13 protein-coding genes and 1 pseudogene are annotated in these 15,036 nt (G+C 39.0%); 4 read left to right on the top strand and 10 right to left on the bottom strand.

Annotation, left to right across the window (positions count from 1 at the left end; genetic code table 11):
* The first annotated feature begins 41 nt into the window (after positions 1-41).
* Entirely contained in the window at positions 42-245 is a 204-nt protein-coding gene (locus tag OXT66_RS02480; RefSeq protein ID WP_054671325.1) for a hypothetical protein, read from the top strand.
* Between the two features lie 157 nt (positions 246-402).
* Here OXT66_RS02480 and OXT66_RS02475 read toward each other — a convergent pair whose 3' ends face one another.
* Complete coding sequence (locus tag OXT66_RS02475) at positions 403-714, bottom strand: DUF7671 family protein (protein ID WP_268595504.1); 312 nt, start codon at positions 712-714, stop codon at positions 403-405.
* A gap of 111 nt (positions 715-825) precedes the next feature.
* On the opposite strand from OXT66_RS02475, the gene OXT66_RS02470 reads away from it, so the two are divergent.
* Entirely contained in the window at positions 826-1,659 is an 834-nt protein-coding gene (locus OXT66_RS02470; protein WP_268595503.1) for a DegV family protein, read from the top strand.
* A 152-nt stretch (positions 1,660-1,811) separates the two neighbouring features.
* Here OXT66_RS02470 and OXT66_RS02465 read toward each other — a convergent pair whose 3' ends face one another.
* From OXT66_RS02465 to OXT66_RS02430, 8 genes and pseudogenes are all read right to left on the bottom strand, one after another.
* Positions 1,812-2,528 (bottom strand): Crp/Fnr family transcriptional regulator, encoded by a 717-nt coding sequence (locus OXT66_RS02465; protein ID WP_268595502.1) that lies wholly within the window; start codon positions 2,526-2,528, stop codon positions 1,812-1,814.
* A gap of 198 nt (positions 2,529-2,726) precedes the next feature.
* Positions 2,727-3,669, bottom strand: a pseudogene (gene arcC / locus OXT66_RS02460) (carbamate kinase).
* A gap of 93 nt (positions 3,670-3,762) precedes the next feature.
* Entirely contained in the window at positions 3,763-4,800 is a 1,038-nt protein-coding gene (gene argF / locus OXT66_RS02455) for an ornithine carbamoyltransferase (protein WP_268595501.1), read from the bottom strand.
* A gap of 42 nt (positions 4,801-4,842) precedes the next feature.
* Complete coding sequence (arcA, locus tag OXT66_RS02450; RefSeq protein ID WP_268595500.1) at positions 4,843-6,081, bottom strand: arginine deiminase; 1,239 nt, start codon at positions 6,079-6,081, stop codon at positions 4,843-4,845.
* 367 nt (positions 6,082-6,448) lie between these two features.
* Positions 6,449-7,180 (bottom strand): MIP/aquaporin family protein, encoded by a 732-nt coding sequence (locus OXT66_RS02445; RefSeq protein ID WP_268595898.1) that lies wholly within the window; start codon positions 7,178-7,180, stop codon positions 6,449-6,451.
* Between the two features lie 151 nt (positions 7,181-7,331).
* Positions 7,332-10,082: an MMPL family transporter gene (locus tag OXT66_RS02440; protein ID WP_268595499.1), complete on the bottom strand. Its 2,751-nt coding sequence runs from the start codon at positions 10,080-10,082 to the stop codon at positions 7,332-7,334.
* 13 nt (positions 10,083-10,095) lie between these two features.
* Positions 10,096-10,701, bottom strand: coding sequence for a TetR/AcrR family transcriptional regulator (locus OXT66_RS02435; RefSeq protein ID WP_268595498.1), 606 nt, complete (start codon positions 10,699-10,701; stop codon positions 10,096-10,098).
* A gap of 66 nt (positions 10,702-10,767) precedes the next feature.
* Positions 10,768-11,679: a DMT family transporter gene (locus OXT66_RS02430; protein WP_268595497.1), complete on the bottom strand. Its 912-nt coding sequence runs from the start codon at positions 11,677-11,679 to the stop codon at positions 10,768-10,770.
* 212 nt (positions 11,680-11,891) lie between these two features.
* On the opposite strand from OXT66_RS02430, the gene OXT66_RS02425 reads away from it, so the two are divergent.
* Positions 11,892-13,634: a phospho-sugar mutase gene (locus OXT66_RS02425; RefSeq protein WP_268595496.1), complete on the top strand. Its 1,743-nt coding sequence runs from the start codon at positions 11,892-11,894 to the stop codon at positions 13,632-13,634.
* 58 nt (positions 13,635-13,692) lie between these two features.
* On the opposite strand, the gene OXT66_RS02420 is transcribed toward OXT66_RS02425, so the two are convergent.
* Complete coding sequence (locus OXT66_RS02420) at positions 13,693-13,944, bottom strand: hypothetical protein (protein ID WP_268595495.1); 252 nt, start codon at positions 13,942-13,944, stop codon at positions 13,693-13,695.
* A 214-nt stretch (positions 13,945-14,158) separates the two neighbouring features.
* On the opposite strand from OXT66_RS02420, the gene OXT66_RS02415 reads away from it, so the two are divergent.
* Positions 14,159-15,031, top strand: coding sequence for a DegV family protein (locus tag OXT66_RS02415; protein WP_268595494.1), 873 nt, complete (start codon positions 14,159-14,161; stop codon positions 15,029-15,031).
* Positions 15,032-15,036: the final 5 nt, after the last annotated feature.

Raw genomic sequence — 15,036 nt, 5'->3', positions numbered from 1 at the left:
AACTACAATAGGATTATAGAAATGAAAGGGAGGTCTGTAAAATGGCAGAATCACCATTTTTGGATAAACATCTAAACGAGGTATTTGATTGGAGCGACAGCGACATGCCTGTTCGCGACGCATTGTGGGATTATTACATGGAACACAATGGTCATGACACCAAGGCCACCGAAGAATCAATGGAAAAATACATGACAATGTCAGCTGACGACATCAAAGCTGATGCCGAAAAATTACTTAAATAATAAAAGCATCCCACTGAAAATTATTCAGTGGGACTTTTTATTGTTTTTTACCACTTATGGGAAGTTAGCGTTATAATTATAATAACATCAAAAAATATCTAAACATTCCAATAGTGATTATAAAAACAACCTTAACCTACTTGGACTTTTTTTGTCTTTAGTTAATTAGCTTTAAGGCTTGATTTAACACATCATCAGTTACCATTTCCGTAGTGAAGCGTTGCAACGGAGTTAGCGAATGTCGATCCTTAAACGCTAATGGCAGTTCGGCCACGATAACTACTTTTAAGTTATTTTCAGTTATTAAAATTTGGCCAACTTGACTAAATTTTCCCCTGGTATGCTTACCAGTGCGCCAGCTATGGGAGTGAATTTTATTTTGGTCGTCTTTTTTAAGTTGATACCGACCAGAATTATCGGTGATTAGTGGAATTCCCACGTATTCATGAACTTCATATTTACCTTTCATTGTTCCTCCTAAATGACTATTTAATCATAACCAAACCGGTTTTATTATTTTGTTATTCTCCAATATTCCAATATACTTATTCTAACAACATTCGTAAAGGGGGACCTTCTTTTGGCTAAGATCAAAATCGTTACCGATGCAGTCGTTAACAGTACGGCTTGCCCTGACGATATCGTGTCAATTATCGATTTACCCATTACCATTAATGGTCAAGTGTTTAGTCATATTAGCAAAATTAGTAAAACTAAATACTTGCAACTCTTAAATCAATCATCCACTCCCCCCCAGATTGGTTCTGTCGCGGTAACTGAACTAGAAACCCTTTATAATAATTTGGGGAGTGATGGTAGTCAGATATTATCACTGCATATTAGTGACAGCTTCGCTGATACTTGCCATACGGCCCGCCAAGCTGCTGCCAGAAGTAACTCCGCCGTAACAGTTATTAATAGCGGGGTACCAGCTGCCGGCCTAACCTATCAACTATCTGAAGCGGTACGCTTAATTCGACAAAACGCAGATTTAACCACTATTGTGACCCGCCTTCAAAATATTTTGCAACGTACTCGCGTCTACATTTCCATTAACAATAATAGTCAATTAATGATTAAACGCAAAATTAGTCGCTTCCGGGGAGCTTGGGAAAAACGTGCTAATATCAAATATTTAATGCGATTTGCCAATAACAATTTTGAATTCATTGAACGAACTACTGATGACAACGTCATTAGTTCTTTTTGGCGCCAACAAGTAGAACAAATGCACCAACAAGACATCGTTAGTTTAGACATTATCTATACCGGTTCTGACCATCGAGCCCAAAAAATTTACAGGCTGATGAATCAAGAATTTCCGTTAGTACCAATTACTCTCCAGTTAGCTAATCCCGAAATGATGAACTACATTGGCAAAGATGCCACGGGGGTTACTTACTTGGTAGGTTAATTGACTAATAGAATACTTTTTTGCACTTTATTAAAATTCAATAATAAAAGCGGCTGTAACGTATAGTTGTTCTAAAAAATGGTCTTTAACACGAAAAAATGTGTTAAAGACCATTTTTGATTTGCTTGGAGAAAACTTGTTACAGTCTCTTTTTAGCTTTTATTAATTACAGATAAATTATTTTCATCAATGCATTTTAAAAAGGTAAATCGTTTATGCGAATATGTTAAGTATCCATTTCGTTGCAGTTTGGACACCACTTTACTAGCCGTTTCTCGTGTCGTAGCACTCACTTCAGCTAGTTCGTTAATATTAACCGGGTAATCAATTTTAAGGTGTTCATTTTCATCTAACGTGCCTAGCTTAACTCCCATCAACAAAATAGAATATGCTACTCGCTCTGATGCAGATGAGGTGATCATGTGCTGCAGGTGATCTTCATCTTGGCTAATAATGGCTTCCATTTTAATAACAATATTTTGCATCATGGCTAAATTACTTTTGATTTTAGCTTCAAATTTTCCCATAGGTAAATCAGCCACTAAAATTTCGGTCATGGATCTTACTGAATAAGCATAGGTATCAGCCACAAATAATCCACGATACGGAAAACCGTGATTCATGGAAATATATTCATAAAAGTTTGCATCCCCATTCACATCGAAACGCTCAACTCTTACGATACCGTTCAACAAGTAATAGAAATGGTTTCGCTGATCATCTTGATCAAACAATATCTGTCCTTTAGGGTACAAGCGAAATTTAACATCAGCAGTTAAGTCAGTAAATTCTTCCTCGGATAGTTGCTCAAATTCCTGTTGAGTTCTTAATTTTAATAAGTACTCTGGGTACTTTTGCCGACTAATCAATTTCTTCACCACCACGTACCCAAGAGCTGTAATGAATTGCTTGGGTCACTTAATTTAGATTGTCATTTTCCATTGGAAACACTAAAAGTAGAACGTTCCAATTCATATTTACCAGTTAACCTACCATCAATTTTGCATTATCTCTAACTGAACCGATCTTAACATATTCATCTTAAAAACAAAAATGTAAGGAAATGTCTAGCTAGTGATAATGGTTTCCGCTCCTTCAGCTAAGAACTGCCCCACATTTTCAAGAGAGGTAACAACCGCCTTACTGTTATTACTGTTTTCGACAAATTCAATTGCTGCTTGAACTTTAGGTAGCATCGAGCCTTTCGCAAATTGATCTTCGTCAATGTACTTTTTTAATTCAGCTACCGTAACGTTTTCTAATTTCCTTTGATCCGGCTTATTAAAGTTAATGTAAATATTATCCACCGCGGTCAAAATAATTAAAGTGTCTGCAGCTACTAACTCAGCTAACTTTTCAGAAGCAAAGTCTTTATCAATGACTGCTTCTCGCCCAGCTAAACGATTACCTTCTTGAACAACCGGGACTCCCCCACCACCAACCGTAATTGGCACAACTCCAGCAGCAACCAGCTGCTTAATAACTCGGTATTCCTTCACCCCAATTGGGCGTGGTGAAGCTACTACCCGCCGATATCCGCGACCGGCATCTTCTACAAAGATAAAGTCTGGGTGTTCAGCCTTTTGCTTATCAACTTCTTCCTTACTGTAAAATGGTCCAACTGGTTTAGTGGGATCCGTAAACGCCGGATCAGCTGCACTTAACTTCCACCTGAGTAATCACCGTGGCAACGTCTTTATCAATTCCCTTTTCACTTAGCACTTCGTCCATTGCATTTTGCATCCAATATCCAATGCTGCCCTGGGTCATAGCCACGTCTGTGTCTAGTGGCATGGCGGGATTCTTATCAGTAGAGCCACCGGCCATTTGTAATAGTAAATTTCCCACCTGTGGACCGTTACCATGAGAAATGATTAAATCATCACCATTTTCGATAAATTGGACTAAATATTTAGCAGTTTTCCGCAGAGCTGCTTGTTGGGCTTTTGCAGAAGCGTTATTAGTTAAAATAGCATTGCCGCCTAATGCGACCACAATTTTTTGACTCATAAGATTAGACCTTCCTTCCAAGCTTAATTTAGCTAAAAACAGGTGTACAGCTATATAGCTATACACCTGTTGTTTCAAGGTTATTAAAACTAACTACATCTTAGGAATATAAAGATCACCAAGGGTAGCTGCCATGATTGACTTAATTGAGTGCATCCGGTTTTCAGCTTCTTCAAATTGTCGGGCAAACTTAGAATTGAAAACTTCGTCGGTAACTTCCATTTCAGTAATTCCGTATTTTTCAGCAATTTCCTTGCCGTATTCAGTATTAGTATCATGGAATGCTGGTAAACAGTGCATGAAAATAAACTTTTCTTCGGGAGTTCCGGTTTTTTTAATCATTTCCATATTAACTTGGTACGGAGTTAGCAACTTAACCCGTTCTTCCCAGTTACTTTCACCCATAGAAACCCAAACATCAGTGTAAATTACGTTAGCTCCCTTAACTCCTTCGTCGATGTCTGAAGTGATGTTAAAGCGGGCCCCGGTTTGGACAGTAAAACTCTTAGCAATATCCACAATTTCTGGAGCTGGCTGCAATGAATCCGGCGCTAAAATAGTTACATTAACTCCTAGCATGGAACCCGCCACCAGTAAACTATTAGCCATATTGTTGTGACCATCACCAACGTAAGTTAGGTTAAGTCCCTTAAGGTGACCAAAGTTTTCCTTAACGGTCATGAAGTCAGCGATCATTTGGGTAGGGTGCCATTCGGTAGTTAACCCATTCCAAACGGGAACGCCAGCGCACTTCGCAAGTTCTTCAACGTCTTCATGAGCGAACCCTCGATATTCAATCCCATCAAACATACTCCCCAAAACTTTAGCCGTATCTTCGATGGACTCCTTTTTACCCAATTGAATATCACTTGCCCCCATAAATTCAGGTTGGGCACCCAAATCAACAGAAGCCACCGTAAACGCTGAACGGGTCCGAGTTGAAGTCTTAGCAAAGAGTAAAGCGATGTTTTTACCTTCTAGGTAACGATGAGGGATTCCCGCTTTTTTCATACTCTTTAAGTGCAAAGCAAAGTCTACCAAATAATTAATTTGAGCTGGAGTGAAATCTTTACAAGCTAAGAAGCTTCTTCCCTGTAATTCTGAAACGTTAAATTTTTGGCTGTCAATCATATTGCTAACTTCCTTTCACACTTTAAATTTAGTAAGTTTAGTTTATAAATCTTCACGAACCAGTGGCATACTCATGCAACGAGGCCCCCCACGACCACGGGACAATTCACTGGAAAGAGTATCAATAACTTTAAGTCCGTGCTTTCTAAGTAATTCGTTAGAAACATAATTCCGGTTGTAAGTTACCACTACCCCAGGAGCAATTGCTAAAGTATTAGAACCATCATTCCACTGCTCACGACCAGCAATGATAGGATCACCGTTTCCGGTTGGAATTAAATCCAGTTCACTCAAACCTAATTCCTTCTTCAAAACCTCTTTAAGATCTTGATTATGTTCAATGGTGAAGCCATCTTCATTATTAGCTGGATGCATAGTCCAAGTATCAATCTTACCGCCGTCGCCTAAAATACCCGGATGAACTGTAAATTGATCGTGATTAATCATCGTGAAAACAGTATCCAAATGCATCATAGCGTGGTTATGTGGAATTTTAATGGCAATAATAGTGTCATAGCCACTGTCATTAGCTGGATCAAACAGGCTACGAGCCACGTCTTGAATAGCGTCAGCCGAGGTCCGTTGAGAAACCCCAATAGCCAAAACGTGATCGGAAAGGACTAATTCATCCCCACCTTCCAGCCGAGTATTGTGATAACGATCACGCCAAACATGTAAGCCTTTATCAGCAAAACGCGGATGATACTTAATAATGGTTTCTATGAATAATGATTCGCGGTGACGAGCATCAAAGGTCATTCGATTGATGGTTAATCCATCACCCATCGAAGCAGCCGGGTCGCGAGTGAAATATAGATTAGGCATTGGATCCATAAAGAATGGGTAGTCCGTATCTTCTGCTGCACTTATTAGGTCACTAGGAATAAAATCAATTTCATTTTTACGTACCCCAGACATAATTTTATTAACCATATCTAAAGTAGACATACTTATTAAATATTCCTTCAAAGCATCGTGAGTAGTACCAGCAGCATAACCAGATTCTACCAAAATCTCCTCTAGGAAAGCATCTTTAACGCTTCCAGCATCAATTGCTTCTGCAGAAAGATTTTCTAAGTATAAAACTTCTGCGCCGTTAGCTCTTAAAATATCAGCAAAAGCATCATGTTCTTTTTGCGCTTCTGGCAAGAATGGAATGTCATCGAACAATAGCCGTTCCATCATTTCCGGAGTAAAGTTTTCAATTTCTTCACCAGGCCGTTTAAGCAAAACAGTTTTCAACTTACCGATTTCAGAATGAACGTGAATTGGAGCTGTCATAGATGAATACCTCCTAAATTTAATTACAATTAAAGTATATAGTTGTAACCGTTTTCCAGGAGGCGATTTTTGGGCTTTTAAAATGCGAACCAGTTAGCATTTAATAAACATGCACTAATAATTAAGTGAATAAGTTTTAGTAATATGTTTTAATCTTGTTTTATCCTGTATATATTACAAACATGTTACAAAGACTTCCACTAATTTGAATTAATATTATAATCAGCAGCTTCTTTTAAAGTAATTATGCACTATTCATTTTCAATCACCTTAAATGTGAATATTTTCACGTATAAACGGTATAAAAATACTATTTCCTTTAAAAAGACAAAATAAAAACCCGATCCTAAGATCGAGTTTTTCAATATTAACCAAAAAAGATTTTGCCTAATTCAATGGCACAAATACTAGCCAAAATGGGAGCTACTACTGGAACAGCAGCATAACCCCAATGGGAGTCTTTTTTATTAGGGATTGGCAACAATGCGTGAATAATCCGAGGACCTAAATCCCGAGCTGGATTCAATGCTGGACCAGTAGCCCCCCCTAGGGAAGCCACCAAGGTCATCACTAAAAATCCTAAAGCAATAAAAACCGCCGCATTGTTGTTTTCAAAATAAGGTGCATGGGTTAAAACTGATGCCCCTAAAAAGAGTAAGAAGGAACCAACAAATTCATTAATGAAACCGTTCAAGCGGCTATGAGCTGCATCGATAGTGCTAAACGTTCCTAAAATAGCTTCAGCATCCTTAGTTTCATCATAATATGGTTTATAAGTTGCATAAACCACTAACTGACCTACCATAGCGCCGAGTAATTGGACTACGATAAATGGTAAAACTTGACTCCAAGAGAACATGCCGGCTACTGCCAATCCAATTGTAAACGCAGGATTAATTTGAGCGCCTGAGACAGTCCCAAACATCAATGCAGGAATCATTACCCCGCAACCATATCCTACAGCGATTAACAGCCAATCACTACCGTTACCCTTAGTGCCCTTTAATTCTACGTTGGCTACTGAACCATTTCCTAAAATAACCAAAATAGCCGTGCCAATAAATTCTGCCAGTAATTTAACTGGGAATGAATAATCCATCATACTCCTCCAATAATATGTACCTTAAAATAAGTGCTATAAAAAATTATACAGTAAACCTATATCTAAAATCCACTAAAATTTCACAAAGAAAAAAGGAACTTATCCCAGTCATAGACTGATTTAAGTTCCTCTTTGTTAAATAAAAGTATTATTTTGAACTTCGAGCCGTTCTTGTTTGATCACCTGAATTAGTCTTTGCTGACTTACTCCATGGTAGGTGGAATGGTTCGTAAGTTAATTTGATCAATGCTGGGAAGACGATTGGAATAGCAATCACTAGGATAACCAGACCTAAGATAACCCCAACAGCCACTTGGATCAAAGTCATTACTCCAGATGGCATCAAGGCAGCAAAAGTTCCACCTAAGATAACCACCGCAGAAATAACTACTGAGCCAATAATTCCGGCAGCTTGAATAATTCGTTGACTTGGGAAAAGGGTATGATCTGGATTATTGTGATATTGCATAATCAAGAAGATACTGTAATCCACTCCTAATGCAATTAGCATAATAAAGGTAAAGAATGGTGTATTCCAAGTCAAAGTATCCTGATGCAATACCTTACCACTAATTAATTCAGTCAAACCAAGGGAAGTAAAGTAAGTTAATAATAACATTACCATTACGTAAACTGGTTGAAGAAGTGAGTGTGAAATCAACATTAAAGCAAATGTGATTCCGACAATCATGATGATAGCAGTTCGTAAGAAATCACTAGTAGCAATGTTCTTAGTATCATTCAAGTTAGAAGTTTGACCACCTACTGCTACGGTAGCATTCTTCATGTCAGTTCCCTTCAAGTTATCCTTAACTACTTGCTTCAAGCTAGAAGCCCGATTCATTGAAGTTTCGGTACTTGGGTCCGTCTTCAAGACCACAATCATTTTAACAGCCTTCTTATCAGATGACATGTAAGTATCTGTAGAAGTCTTAAACGTCTTGCTCTTCAAAACATTGTTAGGAATATAGAAGGTGTCTGCAGCGGCAGATTTTTGAACTCCCTTAAGGTATTGGTTAGTTTGTCCTAAACCATCATTAACGGTATCAATTCCGTTACCGGCAGCCATTAACTTAGTTTGCATTTGTTCTAGTTCCGTTTGCAATAACTTAGCATTAGTTCCGATAGACTTAGTATCAGAAGCTACCCCTTGAAGGGAAGATTGCATTGTAGAAGCCGTTTGTTGTTGCTTAGCTGCTACCTGCGTTACGGCTGAGGTTAAGGCAGACTGTTGAATACTGTTAAGGCCTTGACCACCTGCAGAAAGCTGTTGATTCAACTGACCAACCATTTGAGTTGGTGTAGCACTGGTACCAGCAGCTTGATAACTTTGTTGAATAGCAGTTAACTGGCTAGCAATACTTTGAGTGGAAGAACCAATATCACTCAATGGAGTGGTGTTGAAATCAGAATTCTTCATTCCTTTAGATACTTTCTTCAACCCTTTTTGCATGGTGTTAACGTTACCTGTCAACGTGCTTAATTGATCACTGAGGTATAGTTGCTTCAACGGTACCCCACCAGGTTGAGTAACGGTATTAACGGAATCGATGCCTTTTTCTTGTTGGACTTGTTTAGTAATTCGATCGATTTCTTTAAGGTCTTTTTCATTGTCCAACTTATGATCAGCTTTAATGTAGATCGTAGTTGGTTCAGCAGTCCCTTTACTAAAGTGATCTTGAACTACTTCAAATCCTTTTTTAGCAGAAATACCGCTATTTAGTTCGACCACGTTATCGTAGTCTAGTTGACTGTTGTAGTTAAGCACGAACGGTACCGTTGCTACTAGTGCAATCAACAAGGCAATAATTGGGTGAGCAACTGAATGCTTGGATAAGAAGGTCCATGTCCGACTATTGCTTTCCCCCTTCAAGCTCTTAGAAGGCCAGAAAATTCGTTGGCCTAATGTGGACATGAAGAATGGATTAAGGGTTAACAGTACTAATAGCAAGACCGCTACCCCAACGGCTACCCCAACGGCTGACCGGTAAATGGAGAATTTGGCTAGTCCTAAAGCTGAAAAACCAATTAACAAGGATGTCCCACTGTATAAAATGGTCCGACCAGCAGTTTTTCTAGCTGCAATAGTGGCTTCAACCTTGTCCTTACCTTGCGACAACTGGTTTTTAAACTCGTTGAATAACAAGATATTGTAGTCGGTCCCAATCCCGAAAAGGACCACCACCATGAAGATTTGGGTGAAATTAGAAATTGGGAAATTGTATTTATCGACTAAGTTCATCACGATACTTTGAGATACCAAGAAGGAAACCCCAACGGATAGTAAGGAAATGAACGGTACGATAAGGGAACGAAAGACGATAATTAAGACGATTAAAATAAAGACTACCGTAATTAACTCTGTCTTCTTCAAACCTTGTTCCGTTACGATTCGGAAATCATCATTTAAGATATCACTACCGGTAACGTAGGTTTTAACCCCGTTAGTTTTAGCAGCCTTAGTGATATCTTTATTCATTTTATCAACAGAATCGCGTTTGCCCACATCTAGTTGAACTAATTCCGTGGTTTTATCTTTAGAAATTAATTGCTTTTTGGTAATGGCATTTTGGTTTGGACTAGTAACTTTTTTAATGTCAAAGTCCTTTTTGTCACTTTCAAAATCGGCAATGGTTCTATCAATAGCGGCTTGTTGACTGCTAGTGATTTTTTTATCGCCGTTGTTAAAAACTACCACGACTTGTCTAGTGTTACCAATTTTGTGTCCCCAATGGGATTGAATGGTATCGGCCACCTGACTTTGGGCAGACGATGGAATTTTAGTTTCTCCTTTATCTGTAATCAGTTGGGAAACGTTGGGTAGCATTACTACACTGGCTATCAACACTGCAAGCCAGATGAAGAAGCTAACCGTATATCTACGAATAAATTTATTCATCTTCTAGACCTCTCTAATCTATTGTTATCCACTCTTTGGGTGCTGTTTCGCAGTAGTACATTATGATCTGAGCAACTTCGTCCGGCGACTCTGGTTGGTCTTTAGACAACCAATGAAGCACAATCCCCATCAGCGCGTTTAACACAATTTCTTCAATATAGTCCGGTGGGATATTGTTGTCGTACGAAATTGTCCCTTGATAAGAACTAATATCACGGTGAATTTCTTGACTAAACAAGTTCTTCACCCTGGTTAAAAACGCTGGATCACCACGGGTACTTAGTAACGCAATGATTAACTCTCGATCAACTAAAAATTGATTAAGCGTCGAAATCACGGCCTTATAAGGTACTTCCCAGGCACCATCTCGTTGTTGTTCAATTGCTCTTGGAATTACTTCTTCCAAAATCTTTTGGAGTTTTTGTAATAGATTATCTTCAACGTGGTTTAGTAAATCTACCTTATCTAGATAATGAATGTAAAAAGTCCCCCGACTGATCTTGGCTTCGCGAGTAATGTCCGTCACACTAATGTTGTTAAAACCTTTTTGGTTAATTAACACCGTTAGTGCATCTTCGATCTTTTGTTCTGTTTGAGCAGCCCGTTTATCAATTGCCATCTCAACACCTCTTAATAATTTCACATTAAAATTATAATGGTTTGAAATTATAAGTCAACACGTTGTTCATAAATTTTCTGAAGAAGCACTTTTTTTATGAATAGCGAGAATAAAAACGGTGCTGACAGTCAAGATAGCGCCTAGTGTTTCTGCCCAGTTAAAGGAAGTATTAAGAAACAATACTGCTCCTAATGTGGCTGCTAACGGTTCAAAAACATCTAACAAGCCAGCCACCGTTGGCGAAACATACTGTAGGCTTTGAGTAAAACAAACGTAGGCCAAAATGGTGCCAAAAATAATAATAAAACCGACTCCTAACACTACGCCTAAAGTCATTGGTGGAGTATTCACCCAAACCGGGTTGATAATCGAAAAAATAATTCCCCCAAATAACATCCCCCAACCAGTAACTACTAACGTCCCATATCTCCCAATCAAGCTAACCGGGATCATGGTTTGCATTGCCCCAGCAAATGCTAATAACAAGCCTAACCCTAGGGCTGAAGGAGACATCGCTAAGTGCCCCAAGTCGCCCTTGGTAACTAATAACCAGGTTCCTAACAGAGCAACTAATACTGCAATCACTTCCTGGCGACTGGGCAGCTGCCGGTACAAAATAATCGTAATAATCACGATCATAATCGTCCCTAAACTCTGCATAATGGTAGCAGTTGCTGCATTACTAGCTTGGACCATTAATAAATAACAGTATTGAACAGCGGCCAGGCCAAATACCGTGTATGCTAATAACGTCAACCTTACTGACCTAGTCTCGAAAATTTTAGTTAGTTCCCGATGTTGAACGAATTTGGCGTAAAGAAGAATTGCGATCCCCGCAATCAACATTTTAACCCCCATTAACCATTCCGTTGATAAATTGGCTTGGGCAAATAAATATTGTGAAACGGGACCTTGAATTCCCCAAAAAATGCCCCCACTACTGGCCAAGATAATTCCTTTTTGTTTATCTGCTAACACTATTAGCCTCCTAATAATAAAACCCATCGAGCCCAATTAGGCATCAATGAGTTTCTACCTTATATTATGTAATCACACAGTTAATTAAAATTTTATCATGTTTTCAAAAATAAGTTAATCTGATTAGCGTTTAAATTGACGCTTAACCTGATAATTTCTATAATGAGAATATCAAAATACGAAACTAGTATTTACCCTTGGAGGGATTTAGTTTGACTCAAACTGCGGAACAGATTTATACCACTTGGTTAGAACAAACCAATTTACCAAGTAACTTAGTTGCCGATTTAGAAGCAATGAAAAATCAACCAGACACCATTGCTGATGCCTTTTCAGCTCCATTATCATTTGGGACTGCCGGAATGCGTGGCGTGATTGGTGCTGGAATCAATCGGATGAACATTTATACCGTTCGTCAAGCTGCTGAAGGTTTGGCCCGGTTTATGGATACTTTAGATGCTGATACCAAAGGTCGCGGAGTGGCCATTAGTTTTGATTCTCGGTACTTCTCTAAAGAATTTGCCCACGAATCAGCTAAGGTCTTAGGTCATCACCAAATCAAAACCTATGTATTTGACCAAATGCGGCCTACTCCGGAATTGTCATTTGCCGTTCGCCATTTAAATACATACGCTGGCATTATGATTACTGCTAGTCATAACCCTAAACAATACAACGGATTTAAGATCTATGGAGAAGACGGTGGCCAAATGCCACCAAAGGAATCTGATCAAATTACCGAATACATTCGCCAAGCTAGCGATTTATTTACAATCGAAGTAGCTAACGAACCACAATTACGTAATGATAAAATTATGAATCTGATCGGTGAAGATGTCGACCAAGCTTACCTTAAGGAACTCAAAACGGTTAACATCAATCATGATTTAATCGCCCAAACCGGAGCTAACATGAAGTTTGTGTACACTCCTCTTCACGGAACTGGTCAAGTCATTGCACGCCGGGCCTTAGAAGAAGCTGGCTTCAATGATTACGAAGTGGTGGCTGCTCAAACCATCGCAGACCCAGAATTTCCTACTACTCCGTTTCCCAATCCAGAATTTGCTCAGGCATTTGACTTAGCTATTGAACTGGGAACTAGAATCGACGCCGACATTTTAATCGCTACCGATCCAGATGCTGATCGTTTAGGAGCAGCGGTTCGTCAACCAGACGGCACCTATAAGCTCCTCACTGGTAACCAAATTGCCAGCGTGTTATTAAACTACATTCTAACTGCCAAGCAGGCTACTGGAACCTTGCCTGCCAACGGTACAATTGTTAAATCAATTGTCTCCACCGAATTAGCAGCTGATATTGCCGCTTCCTATGGCGTAGCTACTCAAAACGTCCTCACTGGCTTTAAGTACATTGCAGAAGCCATTCATGAGTATGAAACTAACCATGATCATACTTTCCTCTTTGGTTTTGAAGAAAGTTTTGGTTACCTAATTCAACCATTTGTCCGCGATAAAGATGCGGTACAAACCCTCTTGTTGTTGGCCGAAGTAGCGGCTTACTATAAAGATAAAGGTCAAACCCTTTATGATGGTGTTAACGAAATGTACGAAAAATTTGGTTACTTTGAAGAAAAGACCATTTCTAAAGAAATGGATGGCTTGGCCGGCAAAGAACAAATTGCTAATATGCTAAAAGAGCTACGAGCTAATCCGCTAACTGAGTTAAATGGCCACCAAGTAATTAGCACCACCGATTACCAAACTGGTGTGCACGTAGACGCAGATGGTAAAGAAACCAAGATCGACTTGCCTACTTCTGACGTTTTGAAGTACTGGTTAGATGATGGAACTTGGTTGGCAGTTCGACCTTCCGGAACAGAACCCAAAATCAAATTCTACATTGGTACTAAAGATAGTAGTCAAGCATCAGTAGATGCCCGACTACAGTCATATAATGATGCGGTAGAAGAATTGCTTACCAAATTAACTAAATAATAGCTTGTTTTTAACCTAAAAAGGGTAACTAATGACAACATCATTAGTTACCCTTTTTTCATGATTTATATCTACTTGGATGCCACCAATTTCGATCAATCAAATACATCAATAAAATTAGCGCGATTAACACCCCAGAACCCAGATCAAAGTCGCCAAACCAAATTCCAAAGTAATGTTGGACAATGTTAACTGCTGGGAAAATAACAGCCATAATTATTACCCGCTTTAAGGACAAGTTGTGCCCCTGCCAGCTGCCCAATGTGAAGCAAATCAAAAGAAATATATCACTCAAAATAATGGATTGCATTTAGTGACCTCCTAGTCCGAAACAGTCTTTACTTAATAGCCTAACCACTTATCCCATCATCACCAGTGCGACTAAAATTAGCTTAAAATGATTCATAATTGTTTCCCCCTTAGATATATTTATGTATAATACAAGGTTATTATACTATGCTGGTTTTATTACCAGCCTAATTTCAGTAAAACACTTAGAATCTAACTAGAGAAAGCGAGCCTCAATGAAAACTGCTGTAATTACTGATAGCGCGAGTTATCTAACCAAAGAACAAGCACAGAAATATAACATTACTGTCTTGCCCATCACCGTTATTTTTGGGATGGATCAATATGCTGAAGGAGTAGACATTTCTGCTACCGAGTTTTTAACTAAATTAGCTGATACTGAAAAACTCCCCACCACCGCTCAAGTTACCATGGGTCAAATGCAAGAAGCATTTGATCAACTAAGCGCTGCTGGTTACGAAGAAGTTATTTGCGTTAATCTTTCATCCGGAATTACCACCTTTTACGAAAATCTAGTAATGTATTCTCAAGAAGTTACCAACATTAAAGTGTATCCATTTGATTCTAAAATTGCTAGTGTGGGCGAAGCTGATTTAGCTTTATTAGCCGGCAAAATGGCTACGGAAGGTAAAAATGCTGCAGAAATCATCCCCCGTCTAGAGCAATTACGCGACTCCATCAAAGTAGATCTAGTAGTCGATAATATTGGACACCTGCTACGAACTGGCCGAATCTCTAATACCTCAGCGTTTATTGGTAACATGCTGCGAATTAAACCGATTCTCACTTTTGATCACGACGGCAAGATCGTTCCCCTAGCCAAGGAACACACAATGCGCCAAGCATTCAATAAAGTGCTAGCTACTATGGACGACTCGATTCTTGAGTTTACTACTCCCATCAGAATTTCAATCGTGGATGCTAATAATCCAAAAACTAAAGCTAGTTGGACCGCAACTATCCAGGAACGGTTTCCTAATGCAATCGTAGAGACCAACCAAATCGGCCCTTCCATCAGTGTACATACAGGTGAAAAAGCTATGGGAGTCCTGTGGGCAACTGATTGGCAGTATTTAAGTGAACTATAGCAAAT

It is taken from the genome of Lentilactobacillus senioris (assembly GCF_026798195.1).
Classification (GTDB): Bacteria; Bacillota; Bacilli; order Lactobacillales; family Lactobacillaceae; genus Lentilactobacillus; species Lentilactobacillus senioris_A.
The sequence above is the reverse complement of the archived record's forward strand: the minus strand, read 5'-3'. Positions and strand labels throughout refer to the sequence as shown.